The organism is Marinobacter persicus, assembly GCF_900114155.1.
Lineage (GTDB): Bacteria > Pseudomonadota > Gammaproteobacteria > Pseudomonadales > Oleiphilaceae > Marinobacter > Marinobacter persicus.
Genome location: NZ_FOSC01000002.1, coordinates 197,398 through 211,322 on the forward strand (window position 1 = coordinate 197,398; position 13,925 = coordinate 211,322).

Here is a 13,925-nt window from a genome sequence, read left to right on the forward strand (position 1 = left end):
CCAGCTTGCTGATTTGCCGGTGATTCTCTGGGTCTGGGCCTGAAGCGCGGCCGTCAGGGTTTGATCAGCAGGCCCCGGAACAGGCTGTCCACCAGGATTTCAGCCATCTCGGCCAGAGGCTGGCGATCAGGGGCGCCCAGCCAGTCAAAGAAAATGCCCAGCATCTGGGTATGCAGCACATAGGCCGCCTGTTCGGGGCTCAGGGAAGGGTGCAGCCGGGCGCGGCTTTCCGGCAGTGCCATGATGCGTGATACATGGCTGACCGCCTCGTCAGACAGCTCCCGGTGTTTTTCCAGCGCCTGGTCGGATTCGTTGCGGTGAAAAAGAATGTAGTGCACCCGGAAGTAGTGCTTGTCCTCCACCAGCTTTTTCAGAGCGATCACACAGACCTGTTTGAGGTTGTCCAGGCCCGGCCCGCCACGACGGGTGTCATCGATCATTTCCGCCAATGGTGCGCGCACCCGGGCCAGCATGGCGTCCAGAATGTCCTGCTTGTTGTGAAAGTGCCAGTAAACCGCACCCCGAGTGACGCCGGCGGCGCGGGCAATCTGTTCCAGTGAGGCCCTGGCCACGCCTTTTTCCATGAACACCTGTTCTGCGCAATCGAGGATCGATTCGCGGGTTGCTTCCGCTTCCGCCTTGGTTTTTCTTGCCATGGTTACCCGGTCAGTCCGTCATCTGTTTGGCTGGCGGGGCAGTATAACCGATCAATAGTTTACATACATACACGAATGAATGTATTTTATAGCGCCCTAACGAACGTGACCCGGTGTTCAGGAGACCGCACATGCCCATGAAACGTCCTTCCCGCTTGTTTGCCCGAAAAGCCCTGGCGCTTGCCGGCCTGGCCGGTTTGCTGGCCCTTGCCGGTTGCAGCAACGATGGCGACAGCAACCAGCAACAAGGTGGCACGCCGGCACCCTCGGTCAAGGTGGAAACGGCGGAAACCACTGACGCCACCGTCCGCCAGGACTACGCCGGTCGGGCCCGGGGTGCCCGGGAAGTGGAAGTGCGTGCCCGGGTCAACGGCATTCTGGAAGAACGCCTTTACGAAGAGGGTCAGATGGTCAGCGAAGGCGAGGCCCTGTTCCGCATTGACCGTGAACCCACGGCGGCAGCCCTGCAAAGGGCTGAAGCCCAGCAGCAGGTGGCCGAGGCGGATGTGCGCCAGGCCGAGCGGGAGTGGAACCGGATTGCGTCATTGTTTGAGCGTAACGCGGTCAGTGAGCGTGAGCGGGACAACGCCCGCTCCGCGCTGGAACTGGCGCGGGCCAATCTGGCAGTGGCCAGGGCCGGGGTAACCGAGGCCGAGCTGAACCTGGGCTATACCGAAGTCACCGCCCCGGTGTCGGGGGTGACCAGTCTGGAAGACCTGCCCGAAGGCAGCCTGATTGATGTCGGCACCCTGCTGACCACCATTGTGCAACTGGACCCGATACACGTGCGCTTTGCCTTGCCCGAAGACGACGCCAATATCCGGCGGGCCGCGCGCGAGGGCATGGTCAATGCCGGTGAGGAGCAGAACGTCTCGGCCACTCTGATCATGGCCGATGGCAGGGAGTACACCGAACCCGGGCGTATCGATTTTACCGCCTCAACCCTGGATCCGCGCACTGGCACGGTGTCCGCGCGGGCGGTCTTTCCCAACGAACAGCGGCTGATCGTGCCTGGCCAGTTTGTCCGGGTGCGAGTGGCCCTGCAGGAATTTGAAGACGTTGTCACCATTCCGGAGAAAGCCGTGGCCCAGGGTCCCGAAGGCCCGGTGGTGTACGTGATTGATGACGGGAACAAGGCCCGGGCCCGCCCGGTGGAGCTGGGTCCGGTCTCCGATGACCGTCAGATTATCCTGGACGGCCTGGCCGCCGGCGAGCGTTTTGTGGTCAGTGGCCTGACCGGCGTGCGCGATGGTGCCGAAGTGAAAGTGATGGATGACAACGCCGGGGAGGGCGCCGACTGATGCTGCGCACATTCATAGACCGGCCCATTTTTGCGTCGGTCATCTCCATCATCATTACCCTCGGCGGTGCCCTGGCACTGATCGGTCTGCCGGTGGAACAGTACCCGAATGTTGTGCCGCCCCAGGTGGTGGTTGAGGGTCGCTTCCCGGGTGCCAGTGCCGATGTGATTTCCGACTCGGTGGTGGCGCCCCTCGAGCAGGAAATCAACGGCGTGGATGACATGATTTACATGGAATCCAACGCCACTGATTCAGGCAGTTTCCGCATCAGTATTTCGTTTGAAATCGGCACCGATCCGGACCAGGCCACCATCAACGTCAATAACCGGGTGCAGCAGGCCACCTCCCGCTTGCCGCAAGCGGTGCGCGATCAGGGTCTGCAGGTGGAGGCCCGTTCCACCTCGATTCTGCAGGTGGTGACCTTGTCGTCCCCGGACAACTCCATGGACGTGGTGGAAATCTCCAACTACGCCTTGCTGAATGTGCTGGATGAACTGGTGCGTTTGCCAGGTATTGGCGATGCCTCCCTGTTCGGTGCCCAGGACTACTCCATGCGCATCTGGCTGCGCCCGGACAAACTGGCCCAGTATGATCTGACCCCCAACGATGTTGCCCTGGCCCTGCGGGCGCAGAACGCCCAGTTTGCCGCCGGCCGCATTGGTGCCGAACCGGCGCCGGAAGGCCAGGCCTTCACCTTCAGCGTATCGGCACCCGGTCGCCTGACCAGCCCCGAGGAATTCGGTGAAGTGATCCTGCGCAGCGACGATCAGGGCGCATCCCTGCGCCTGAAGGACGTAGCCCGGATTGAGCTGGGCGCCCAGAATTACGATTTCGGTGCCATTTACAACGGCGGCACCACCGTGCCCATGGGGATCTATCTGCAGCCGGGTGCCAACGCGCTGGAGGCCGCCGAAGCCGTCAACCAGGCCATGGACGATATTGCCGATCGTTTTCCGGAAGGACTGGAGTACAACACCCCGTACGACACCACCCGCTTTATCGACATTTCCATCCAGGAAGTGATTTCCACCTTCATCGTTGCGGTCCTGCTGGTGGTTCTGGTGACCTTCCTGTTCCTGCAGCACCTGAAGGCCACGCTGATTCCGCTGATTGCCATTCCGGTATCGCTCATCGGCACCTTCGCCGGCATGCAGGCGCTGGGCTTCTCGGTGAACCTGCTGACCCTGTTTGGCCTGATACTGGCCATCGGGGTGGTGGTGGACAACGCCATTATCATCATGGAAAACGCCGAACGGTTGATGAAGGAAGAAGGCCTGTCGGCCTATAACGCGGCGGTGAGTACCATCCAGCAGGTGTCGGGCGCGGTGGTGTCGTCCACGCTGGTGCTGGTGGCGGTGTTCGCTCCTGTGGCCTTCCTCGGCGGGCTCAGCGGCGAGCTGTACCGGCAGTTCGCCATCACCATTGCCGTGTCGGTGGTCATTTCCGGGGTGGTGGCACTCACGCTCACACCGGCCATGTGTGCCTTGTTGCTGGGCCTTGAGGGAAAACAGCTGGCGGTGTTCCGCTGGTTCGATGCCGGCTTCGACAAACTGACCGCCGGTTTCTCCTGGATCGTCGACTGGCTGCTGAAGCATGCGGTTATTGGCGTGCTCCTGTTTGCCGCGATGATCGGCTCGGTGGTGTTCATGATGGGAAAAATGCCCTCCGGTCTGGTCCCCCAGGAGGACCAGGGCTTTGTACTGACCGCCTACTCGCTGCCACCGGTTTCATCCCTGAGCCGCACCGAAGACACCCGTGACGAGCTGGTGGCCAGGATGATGGAAGTGCCGGAGGTGAAAGACGTGGTGTCATTCGCCGGTTACGACATTATTTCCAGTGCCCTGCGCACCAATGCCGGTGTGGCCTTTGTGACTCTTGAAGACTGGGATGAGCGGGAAGGCGAGGGGCAGAAGGCCCAGGACATTGCCGGCAAGATCATGGGTATTGGTGCGGGCATGCCCGAGGCCAGTGTGATTTCCTTTGCCCCGCCCCCCATTCAGGGGCTGTCCACCACCGGCGGCGTGGAAGGCTATATTCAGGCCCGGGGTGGCCGGACACCCCAGGAAATCAAGGCCATGGCCGACCGCTTCACCCGAGCCGCCAACCAGCGCCCGGAGCTGACCAACGTGCGGGTGACACTGGATACCGGCATTCCCCGCTATGAGGCCGAGGTGGACCGGGAGAAGGCCCAGGCCGCCGGTGTGCCGATCGATCAGATCTTCACCACCATGCAAAGTACCTTTGGTGGCCTGTACGTGAACGATTTCACCCTGCAGGGCCGCAACTGGCAGGTGAACCTGCAGTCTGAAGGGGAGTTCCGAAGCCATCCGGACGATCTGCGCAAGGTGTTTGTGCGTTCGGATTATGGCGAGATGATCCCCCTCAGCTCACTGGTGAACCTGAAGCGCGACAGCGGGCCGGACATTCTAAACCGTTTCAACGTGTACCCGGCAGCCAAGCTGCTGGCCGACCCGACCCCGGGCCACACCAGTGGTGAAGCGCTGGCGGCCCTGCAGGAAGTGGCGGAGCAGCAGTTTGACCGCAACACCCTGCTGGGCTGGACCGGCGAAGCCTTCCAGCTGCAGGACTCGGCCGATTCCGGCACCCTGGCCTTTGGCATGGGGCTGTTGCTGGTGTTCCTGATTCTGGCGGCCCAGTACGAGCGCTGGGGCCTGCCGGTGGCCGTGGCCACGGCGGTGCCCTTCGGTGTGTTCGGCGCGGCCCTGGCTTCCCTGTGGCGCGGTTTCCCGAACGACATCTACTTCCAGGTTGGCCTGCTGGTGCTGATTGGCCTGGCGGCCAAAAACGCGATTCTGATCGTCGAATTCGCCGCCCAGAATCGGAAAACCGGCATGAGCTCGTTCGAAGCGGCCAGCGCGGCAGCACGCCAGCGTTTCCGCGCGATCATGATGACCGCCCTGACCTTCATCGTCGGCTCCCTGCCGCTGGCCTTCAGCACCGGTGCCGGCGCGGTGTCCCGCCAGGAAATCGGTACCGTGGTGGTCGGCGGTATGCTGGCGGCCAGTACCCTGGCGCTGTTCTTCGTGCCGCTGTTCTACAAGCTGATCGAAGATCTGGGGGATTGGCGGCGTAAGCGCAAGAAGTCCGCCAAGACCTGAGAGGTCGTATAAACCCACATCAAGCCGCCGCTGGTTTTATGCCACCGGCGGTTTTTTTGTCTGTTATGCTTGGAGTCGGAGCAGGATCGCTCCCGATCCCGCTCACCAAACCTGGAAGCAAAACGCTAAGAGGCTGAGTTTATGGTCGCTGAGGCCTATAAAGAACAATTACTGGCAGAGCTGGAGCTGGCCCGCAGCCGGACTCTGGCGCTGATTGAGTCCTTGCCGGCGGAGAAACTGGATGTCCCCTACCACCCGGGGGTGAATCCGCCGCTCTGGGAAATGGGGCACTCGGCGTTTTTCTATGAAGTGTTTGTCTTCAACCTGCTGGATGGTACGCCCAGTTATGATTCATCCATGGACGACCTTTGGGATTCCTTCCACGTCGAGCATAAAGACCGTTGGCGCCATGACCTGTTTCCCGGGCGGGAAGCCACGCTGACCTACTTCCGGACCATCTACGACCGGGTGGCGCAGCGGATTCAGAGCAAGCCACTAACCGATGATGAGCTCTACCTGTACCGCTACGCCATCTTCCACCAGAACATGCACATCGAATCGCTGATCTGGTGCCGGCAGACGGTGGGTTATCCGGCACCGCCCGACCTCCGGGGCGACCGGCCATCGCCTGGCGAGCCATTGGCTGGTGACGTGGACGTGCCGGCCGGCCGCTGGCGGATTGGCATGCCGGGGGAGTCGGAGGCATTCGCCCGCGAGGACTTTGCCTTTGACAACGAAAAGCCGGGTTTTGAGATCGAGCTGGAGGCTTTCACCATCAGTCGCACACTGGTCACCAACGCGGAATTCCAGGCGTTCGTGGAGGCCGATGGTTACAAGCGCCCGGAGTTGTGGTCATTTGGCGGGCGCAAATGGCTGGCGACAGAGCAGGACGTGGCCCTGGTGCATGGTCATGACGAGCCCCTGATGAGAGAACCCCGGCATCCGCTTTACTGGCGGTGGCAAAACGGCCAGTGGCAGGAGCGGTTGTTTGATCAGTGGCAGCCGCTGAACCCGGATGCACCGGTGACCCACGTGACCTACTGGGAAGCCGAGGCTTTCTGCGCCTGGGCCGGGCGGCGCTTGCCGACGGAAACTGAGTGGGAAGTGGCCGCACTGGCGAATCGACCGGGGGAGGCCTTTCGCCGTTACCCCTGGGGCAATGAGGCGCCGGATGTATCGACCGCGGACATGGACGGGCGCAGCATGGCGCAGAATCCGGTATGGGATTACCCGGCTGGCGACAGTCCGTTTGGTTGCCGGCAGATGGTGGGTACCGTGTGGGAGTGGACCAGTAACCAGTTCCTGCCTTACGACGGCTTCAAGGTGGATATGTATCCGTTTATGTCGACACTGCAGTTCGCCACCCACAAGGTGACCAAGGGGGGTAGCTGCGCGACTTCATCGAACCTGATTCGGGGTACCTACCGGCAGGCCTACTTCCCGTTCCGTAATGACGTGTACACCGGCTTCCGGACCTGCGCCGTCTGAGTGGGGATAACTCCCCGGCTCAGTTATTCAGTGCCCGCATGGCGCGTACGTCTTCGGCCTGGTATTCGTGGTCCATCAGGTGGCTGGCCAGGGCTACACCGGTTTCGCTAAGCGTCAGGTAGGCGTCGTTGGCGCCCGCTTCTCGAATCTGTTTTGCTTCATCCGCGTACATGGTGTGGGCTACGATGTAACCGGTAAAACCCAGCTTGCGCAGCATGCGGGCGGCAATCAGTTTGCCTTCGATGTCGTTCATGGCCAGTACCACTGACTCCAGCTGCGGCATATGCAGCCCTTCCCAGAAGGTGGTGTCTTCGGCATCGGCGAAGACCACGTTGCGGCCGCTTTCCTGGTGTTTCTCTGTTTTTGCCGGGTCGGAATCCAGTCCCATGATCCGTTCTTCGCTGGCTTTCAGCCAGTCGTAGGCGGCGGTGCCGGTACGGCCCATGCCCATCACCAGGATACGGGTGTCGCCCAGGGAAATTGGCTGCTCGTCCGGATGGCGTTTGTGGGTTTCGAAGCGATCGATCTTGTGGCAAATGCGCTCGTAGATGGCATGGGAGAATCGATTGATCGGCGCCGAAAACACAAAGGACAGGGAGACGGTGATGGCCAGCGGAATTAGCCATTCCGGCAACGCCACGCTGGCGACAATCAGGCCGAACTCGCTGTAGTTGGTCAGCGACAGGGAAGTCAGGAAACTGCTGCGAGCGCGCAGGCGGAAGGCCAGCAGCAGGAAATAGAACAGGATGCCCTTGAGCGGCAGCACCAGGGCCGCCACCACGGCAAAGATAATCGCCTGCTGATCCGGCAGACCGCCAATGCCGATCTGCAGGAAAAAGCCCACCAGGAACATTTCCTTGACGCTCCACAGGGACTTGGACAGCTCCTGGGAGCGGGGGTGGTTGGCCAGCATGGCGCCGAAAATCAGGGCGCCCAGCTCCGAGCTTAGCCCCACGGCTTCGAAGCCCAGGCCACCGACCACCAGCGCCAGCAGCAGGCCCAGCAGCACCAGCAGTTCATCGTGTCCGCTGGCATCCAGCAGTTTGTAGAGCAGTGGCCGCAGCAGTGGCAGGCCAAACACCATCAGCGCCCATTCCGACGGCGTTTTGCCGGCGGCCAGGCTCATCACCACCAGGGCAATCAGATCCTGCATGATCAGGATGCCGATGGCGACCCGGCCGTGGAAGGCCCGGATTTCCCGTTTGCTTTCCAGCACCTTGGCGGCGAGTACGGTGCTGGAGAACGACAGCGCAACCGCCAGCAGGAAGGCGGTCAGCCAGTCCAGCTCCAGCAGCCAATAGAGACCAGGTGTGAATACCAGGCAGGTGATGCCGAAATGCAGCAGCCCGCCGCCGATGACTTCCGGGCTGATAATGGATTTGATCTTGAGCTTCAGGCCAACGGTAAACAGCAGCAACAACACGCCCAGATGGGCAATGTGCTCCAGCACATTGGTTTGCTCAATTGCCAGGCTGGTGAACGAGGACAGACCACTGAGCACGAAACCTGCCGCCAGGTAACCTACCAGTGGCGGCAGGCCAATGGCTTTGACGCCAAGGCCGAGGATGAAGGCAAAGGTAATCCATATCGCTTCAGGCATCAGCAGCAGGCCTCGTTACATCCGTTGTAGACAGGGTTCAGTTCTGTTCCCGCGCTATGGCCCGGTAAGCGATGTCCTTGCGGCAGAAGACGCCGTTCCAGGTCACTTTTCCAGCCAACTGGTAAGCACGCTGCTGCGCCTCGGTCACCGTGTTGCCCAGGGCGGTGGCGCAGAGCACGCGGCCGCCGACGGTCACAACATTGTCGCCGTCCAGTTTGGTGCCGGCGTGGAAGATTTTTTCGCCGTCCACCTCGGTTTCCGGCAGGCCGGAAATGACATCGCCCTTGTTGTAGCTGCCCGGATAGCCGCCGGCTGCCAACACGATGCCGACTGAGGCGCGCTCGTCCCACTCGGAGTCACACTCATCCAGCTTGCCGTCGACGGCGGCCTGGCACAGGGCCACCAGGTCGGATTTCATGCGCAGCATGATCGGCTGGGTTTCCGGGTCGCCAAAGCGGCAGTTGAATTCGATCACCTTGGGCGCGCCGTTGGGGTCGATCATCAGGCCGGCGTACAAAAAGCCCTTGTACGGATGACCCTCAGCCGCCATGCCGTTGACCGTGGGCATGATTACCTCGTCCATGATGCGCTGGTGCACATCGGCGGTGACCACCGGAGCCGGGGAGTAGGCGCCCATGCCGCCGGTATTCGGGCCGGTGTCGCCATCGCCCACGCGCTTGTGGTCCTGGGAGGTGGCCATGGCCAGGACGTTCTTGCCATCCACCATCACGATGAAGGAGGCTTCCTCGCCTTCCAGAAACTCCTCGATCACCACGCGGCTGCCGGCGTCGCCGAAGGCATTGCCCGCGAGCATGTCGCGGATGGCGTCTTCGGCTTCTTCCAGGGACATGGCGACGATCACGCCTTTACCAGCGGCTAGGCCGTCGGCCTTGACCACGATCGGCGCGCCTTTCTCGCGCACGTAGGCCAGGGCTTCATCCACATCGGTGAAGTTGGCGTAGTCGGCGGTGGGGATCTTCTGGCGAGCCAGGAAATCCTTGGTGAAGGCCTTGGAGCCTTCAAGTTGGGCGGCACCGGCGCTGGGGCCGAAGATGCGCAGGCCGCGCTCTTCGAATTTGTCGACCACACCGGCCACCAGGGGTGCTTCCGGGCCGACGATGGTCAGGCCCACGTTGTTCTGCTCGGCAAAGTTGGCCAGTCCGTCCAGATCCATGACGTCCAGGTCAATGTTCTCAAGGTTCGGCTCGCGGGCGGTGCCGGCGTTGCCGGGGGCCACGAATACCTTGTCCGCCTGGGGGGATTGGGCCGCTTTCCAGGCCAGTGCGTGTTCGCGACCACCGCCGCCGATAACCAGAATGTTCATCGTGTTCTCCTTGAATCCGTATCAGTGGCGGAAGTGGCGCATGCCGGTGAAGACCATGGCAATGCCGTGCTCGTTGGCGGCGTCGATCACTTCCTGGTCGCGCATGGAGCCGCCCGGCTGGATAACGGCGGTAATGCCGGCCTCGGCTGCGGCGTCAATGCCGTCGCGGAACGGGAAGAAGGCGTCGGAGGACATCACCGAGCCTTTCACTTCCAGGTTCTCGTCGGCGGCCTTGATGCCGGCGATCTTGGCGCTGTACACGCGGCTCATCTGGCCCGCGCCCACGCCGATGGTGCGGCCGGCCTTGGCGTAAACAATGGCGTTGGATTTCACATACTTGGCGACTTCCCAGGCGAACAGGAGGTCGTTCAGTTCCTGTTCGGTAGGCTGACGCTCGGTGACCACTTTCACGTCTTCCATGGCCACCATGCCCAGATCCCGGTCCTGCACCAGCAGGCCGCCGGTCACGCGCTTGTAGTCCAGGGACTTGGCACGCTCGCCATCGAACTCGCCACAGGCCAGCAGGCGCACGTTCTTCTTGGCGGAGACGATTTCCACGGCTTCCGGGGCGATGGTGGGTGCGATGATCACTTCCACGAACTGGCGGTCAACAATGGCCTTGGCAGTTTTGGCATCCAGCTCGCGGTTGAAGGCGATGATGCCGCCAAAGGCGGAGGTGGGGTCGGTGGCGAAGGCCAGCTCGTAGGCCTGTTCAATGTCGGCGCCGATGGCCACACCACAGGGGTTGGCGTGCTTGACGATGACACAGGCCGGGTCGGCGAAGGGCTTGACGCACTCCAGGGCAGCGTCGGTGTCGGCCACGTTGTTGAAACTGAGTTCCTTACCCTGCAACTGCTTGGCCGTGGCCACACAGGCTTCCTTCGGGTTGCGCTCGGCATAGAAGGCCGCGCGCTGGTGCGGGTTTTCGCCGTAACGCATGTCCTGGACTTTCACGAACTGGGCGTTAAAGGTGCGAGGGAAATCCGGATTGTCGTTGTCCGGTGTGCGTCCGCCCAGGTAGTTGGCGATGGCGCCGTCGTAACCGGCGGTGTGCTCAAAGGCTTTCACGGCCAGATCGAAACGGGTGCTGTAGGTCAGGTCGCCGTCGTTGTCTTCCAGTTCTTTCAGTACCCGGCTGTAATCGGAAGCATTGACCACGATGGCGACATCATTGTGGTTCTTGGCCGCGGCACGCACCATGGTCGGGCCGCCAATGTCGATGTTTTCGATGGCGGTGGCCAGATCGCAGTCCGGGTTGGCAACGGTGTCTTCAAACGGGTAGAGGTTGACCACCACCATGTCGATGGGGTTGATGCCGTGTTCGCCCATCACCGCGTCGTCGGTGCCGCGACGGCCGAGGATGCCGCCGTGGATTTTCGGGTGCAGGGTTTTGACCCGGCCGTCCATCATTTCGGGAAATTCGGTGTAGTCGGACACCTCGGTGACCGGGACGTTGTTTTCCTGGAGCAGGCGGAAGGTACCGCCGGTCGACAACAGCTCGATGCCGCGTTCGGTCAGGGCACGGCCAAAGTCGACGATGCCGGTTTTATCACTCACGCTGATCAGAGCGCGACGGACGGGGGTGTTTGCCTGATTTGCCATGGTCACTTTCTTCGCTGGTCAGATACGCTGAATTTCATGCTCGGGATAAATCTGCAAGGGTCCGGATTATAGCAGACCGTACTGCTTGAGTTTCTTGCGCAGGGTGCCCCGGTTCAGACCCAGCATGGTTGAGGCCTTCGTCTGGTTGTTGCGGGTGTACTTCATGACCTGCTCCAGCAAGGGTGCCTCAACTTCTGACAGCACCAGTTGATAGACATCAGAAACCGGTGCGCCGTCGAGTTGTTCGAAGTAGTTTTCCAGGGCGACCTCCACGCTGTCGCGCAGGGTGACGCTTTTGCCACTGCCGTTGACGGTTTGCAACTGGTGCAGGTCGTCGTTGGCCGGTGTGTTCAGGGTTTCGTTGCTCAAAGTCTCAGCGCTCATGCTGCGAATTCCTCTCCATTACGTAAGCGTGCGAAGTACTGTTCAATGCTGTCGTGTTGCTCCCGCGCCTCGTCGATGGCGTTGAAGCGTTTGCGGAATTGTTTGCTTTCGTCGTGGGCCTGCAGATACCAGCCCACGTGTTTTCTGGCGATGCGCACACCCATTTTCTCGCCATAGAAGTGATGCAGATCGGCAAGGTGTGCCGAAAGAATACCCTGCACTTCGTTCAAAGGCGGGACGGGCAGGTGCTCACCGGTTTCCAGGTAATGCAGGATTTCCCGGAAGATCCAGGGCCGGCCCTGGGCGCCACGGCCAATCAGCAGGCCGTCGGCGCCGGTGTGGGTCAGCACCTGCCGGGCCTTCTCCGGCGAGGTGATGTCGCCGTTGGCGAACACCGGGATGCCCACACTGGCTTTTACTTCGGCGATGGTGTCGTATTCCGCCTCGCCGTTGTACTTATCGGCCCGGGTGCGGCCATGCACAGCCAGTGCCTGTATGCCGGCGTCTTCGGCCATGCGCGCAATCACCGGCGCATTGCGGTGGTCGCGGTCCCAGCCCGTGCGCATTTTCAGGGTGACGGGGATATCCACGGCCGCCACCACGGCTTCGAGAATGTCCCGTACCAGCGCTTCATCTTTCATCAGGGCGGAGCCGGCGGCCTTGTTGCAAACCTTCTTGGCCGGGCAGCCCATGTTGATGTCGATGATCTGGGCGCCGAATTCGGCGTTCAGTCGTGCCGCTTCCGCCAGCATGGCGGGATCACCGCCGGCTATCTGCACCGAACGGGGTTCCGGCTCGCCTTCGTGGTTCAGGCGGGTCTGGGATTTGCGCGTATGCCAGAGTTTGCTGTCTGCGATCACCATCTCTGATACGGCCAGACCAGCACCCATTCTGCGGCACAGTTGCCGGAAGGGGCGGTCGGTCACGCCGGCCATGGGCGCAACGATCAAGGGGTTGGGCAGCGTATAGGGCCCGATTTTTGCCGTTGGCAACATGGTTAGAATCCGTGTCACTGGAGGTGAAGCAAGCATCGGATGAGGGCGGCTGATCAAATTATGACCGGCCCGGGATCCGAAGGGCGCTAATAATACCGCCGGGGGCAAAGTGATTGAAGGGGCGGGAGCCTGAAAAAGTTGATTATTTTTCGTGCTTTCTGGTTGACTTTTGCGCTGTCAACCATTGCCCGCCGGGTCGGTTGCTGCCGTTCAGCCGGCCCAGGGGCGGAAACTGAGGTTGTAATTGACCGCATCGCGGCCCGGGTCGCGGATGGTGATGGCAATCCGGACCGGCGTGTCTTTGGGCAACAGTGCCGGTTCCGGGGCCTGTTCAGCCAGGTACTCATCCGGCGTGAAGGTGCTTTGGGCCACGACATCGCCGTTGAGGTTGGAGAAGGTGAGGGCGATGGCCGGGTAGGGCTGCTCGAAACCGGCTCGGTTAACCATGACCGCATCCACGATCAGCTGGCTGCGGTTGTCAGGGTTGGTGCGCACCACCAGTTTTCTGCTTTCGATCGCTTCAACGTTTACCAGCGGTTCGAGTTCGCAGCCGGCCAGTTCACAGGCCTGCTCATAATAGGGGCGGAGCTGAGGAATGGCCGCCAGCCGGTCGAACTGGAACCAGGTAACCTGGGCCACCAGCAAGCCAGTCAGTGCCAGAATGGCAAGGCTCCAGAGGGTCTTGCGCAGGCGCCCGCTGCCGCCGGAAACTGACACGGGCTCGTGACGCAGATTCTGATACAGGTCGGCTGAGGCTTCCGGCTCCGCCTTTTCGTGAGGCCGCTTTTCGCTGGCTGAGGACTGCTTTGTGGCGGATGGTTCTTTTGAGGCTGGAGGCTCTCTCAAGGCCGAAGGCTCTGGACTGGTCAGCCGTTCTTCCTCGGTGGCGCTCAGGGAAAAATCGTTAAAGCCGGGGTCTGGCTCCGGTTTGGCGTCGATGCCGCTGAAAGGTTGCCCTTCAAACTCTCCCCGTTGCGGCTGAGCGGTTGCCTGGGCAGGTTCTTGTGCGGCTTCCTCGCTTGGGGTGTCATCCTCTTGCAGGATGGCCTCGGCCCAGCTTTCGTCGTCCTGAGGGGCCAGTTCCCCGGAATCCTCGGCGCCATAGCCGGGCTTGTCGCCCTGCTCGAATTCGCGGAAGCTGTCGCTTAATTCGTCTTCGGAGAAGGTGAGTTTGCCGCCGGTGTAGTTGCGTTCCGTGGCGTCTTCTTCCGGATTGTCCTCGAATACCAGATCATCGTCTTCGTCGTCATGTCCGGAGGGGGGATCGTCGTTTTGAGCCGGGGCGGGCTTTTCTGTTTCTGGCAGAACCTGGTGCTCAACAGCGTTGAAAACATGCATGCAATTGCCGCAGCGAACCTTGCCCCCGGCGATGCCGAGTTGCTCGTCGGTCACCCGGAAGCGGGTTTCGCATTGGGGACACTGGGTTTGCAGGCTGCTCTGGGTCATGCTTCGGTCC

At 61.5% G+C, this 13,925-nt stretch carries 10 protein-coding genes; 3 read left to right on the forward strand and 7 right to left on the reverse strand.

Annotated elements, in window-relative coordinates; genetic code table 11:
* Positions 1 to 53: 53 nt before the first annotated feature.
* Positions 54 to 656, reverse strand: coding sequence for a TetR family transcriptional regulator (locus BMZ63_RS02885; RefSeq protein WP_091701398.1), 603 nt, complete (start codon positions 654 to 656; stop codon positions 54 to 56).
* Between the two features lie 131 nt (positions 657 to 787).
* Here BMZ63_RS02885 and BMZ63_RS02890 point away from each other — a divergent pair, with 131 nt between their 5' ends.
* From BMZ63_RS02890 to senA, 3 genes are all read left to right on the forward strand, one after another.
* Positions 788 to 1,957, forward strand: coding sequence for an efflux RND transporter periplasmic adaptor subunit (locus tag BMZ63_RS02890; protein ID WP_091701401.1), 1,170 nt, complete (start codon positions 788 to 790; stop codon positions 1,955 to 1,957).
* Positions 1,957 to 5,076 carry an efflux RND transporter permease subunit gene (locus BMZ63_RS02895; RefSeq protein WP_091701404.1) on the forward strand — a complete coding sequence of 1,040 codons (3,120 nt, stop codon included), beginning with the start codon at positions 1,957 to 1,959 and terminating at the stop codon, positions 5,074 to 5,076. Before BMZ63_RS02890 ends, BMZ63_RS02895 begins: the two co-directional genes overlap by 1 nt.
* A gap of 141 nt (positions 5,077 to 5,217) precedes the next feature.
* Positions 5,218 to 6,564, forward strand: a complete 1,347-nt coding sequence (gene senA, locus BMZ63_RS02900) for a selenoneine synthase SenA (protein WP_091701406.1) — start codon at positions 5,218 to 5,220, stop codon at positions 6,562 to 6,564.
* Between the two features lie 19 nt (positions 6,565 to 6,583).
* Here senA and BMZ63_RS02905 read toward each other — a convergent pair whose 3' ends face one another.
* The 6 genes from BMZ63_RS02905 to BMZ63_RS02930 all read right to left on the reverse strand — a co-directional run bounded on the left by BMZ63_RS02905 (position 6,584) and on the right by BMZ63_RS02930 (position 13,915).
* On the reverse strand, positions 6,584 to 8,164 hold the full coding sequence (locus BMZ63_RS02905) for a cation:proton antiporter family protein (protein WP_091701409.1): 1,581 nt from the start codon (positions 8,162 to 8,164) through the stop codon (positions 6,584 to 6,586).
* A 37-nt stretch (positions 8,165 to 8,201) separates the two neighbouring features.
* The gene (gene purD, locus BMZ63_RS02910; RefSeq protein ID WP_091701410.1) at positions 8,202 to 9,488 is read right to left on the reverse strand and encodes a phosphoribosylamine--glycine ligase; all 1,287 of its coding nucleotides are present in this window, start codon (positions 9,486 to 9,488) and stop codon (positions 8,202 to 8,204) included.
* Between the two features lie 21 nt (positions 9,489 to 9,509).
* The gene (purH, locus tag BMZ63_RS02915; RefSeq protein ID WP_091701413.1) at positions 9,510 to 11,090 is read right to left on the reverse strand and encodes a bifunctional phosphoribosylaminoimidazolecarboxamide formyltransferase/IMP cyclohydrolase; all 1,581 of its coding nucleotides are present in this window, start codon (positions 11,088 to 11,090) and stop codon (positions 9,510 to 9,512) included.
* A gap of 66 nt (positions 11,091 to 11,156) precedes the next feature.
* Positions 11,157 to 11,474, reverse strand: coding sequence for a DNA-binding transcriptional regulator Fis (gene fis, locus BMZ63_RS02920; RefSeq protein WP_091701416.1), 318 nt, complete (start codon positions 11,472 to 11,474; stop codon positions 11,157 to 11,159).
* Positions 11,471 to 12,469: a tRNA dihydrouridine synthase DusB gene (dusB, locus tag BMZ63_RS02925; RefSeq protein ID WP_091701418.1), complete on the reverse strand. Its 999-nt coding sequence runs from the start codon at positions 12,467 to 12,469 to the stop codon at positions 11,471 to 11,473. The genes fis and dusB overlap by 4 nt, the downstream gene beginning before the upstream one ends.
* Before the next feature lie 210 nt (positions 12,470 to 12,679).
* Positions 12,680 to 13,915 (reverse strand): DUF3426 domain-containing protein, encoded by a 1,236-nt coding sequence (locus BMZ63_RS02930; RefSeq protein ID WP_091701420.1) that lies wholly within the window; start codon positions 13,913 to 13,915, stop codon positions 12,680 to 12,682.
* Positions 13,916 to 13,925 lie beyond the last annotated feature (10 nt).

Excerpts from the sequence above, each read along its gene's own strand:
- BMZ63_RS02885 (WP_091701398.1), bottom strand. The coding sequence starts at position 656 with ATGGCAAGAAAAACCAAGGCGGAAGCGGAAGCAACCCGCGAATCGATC.
- BMZ63_RS02890 (WP_091701401.1), top strand. The coding sequence starts at position 788 with ATGCCCATGAAACGTCCTTCCCGCTTGTTTGCCCGAAAAGCCCTGGCG.
- BMZ63_RS02895 (WP_091701404.1), top strand. The coding sequence starts at position 1,957 with ATGCTGCGCACATTCATAGACCGGCCCATTTTTGCGTCGGTCATCTCC.
- senA (WP_091701406.1), top strand. The coding sequence starts at position 5,218 with ATGGTCGCTGAGGCCTATAAAGAACAATTACTGGCAGAGCTGGAGCTG.
- BMZ63_RS02905 (WP_091701409.1), bottom strand. The coding sequence starts at position 8,164 with ATGCCTGAAGCGATATGGATTACCTTTGCCTTCATCCTCGGCCTTGGC.
- purD (WP_091701410.1), bottom strand. The coding sequence starts at position 9,488 with ATGAACATTCTGGTTATCGGCGGCGGTGGTCGCGAACACGCACTGGCC.
- purH (WP_091701413.1), bottom strand. The coding sequence starts at position 11,090 with ATGGCAAATCAGGCAAACACCCCCGTCCGTCGCGCTCTGATCAGCGTG.
- fis (WP_091701416.1), bottom strand. The coding sequence starts at position 11,474 with ATGAGCGCTGAGACTTTGAGCAACGAAACCCTGAACACACCGGCCAAC.
- dusB (WP_091701418.1), bottom strand. The coding sequence starts at position 12,469 with ATGTTGCCAACGGCAAAAATCGGGCCCTATACGCTGCCCAACCCCTTG.
- BMZ63_RS02930 (WP_091701420.1), bottom strand. The coding sequence starts at position 13,915 with ATGACCCAGAGCAGCCTGCAAACCCAGTGTCCCCAATGCGAAACCCGC.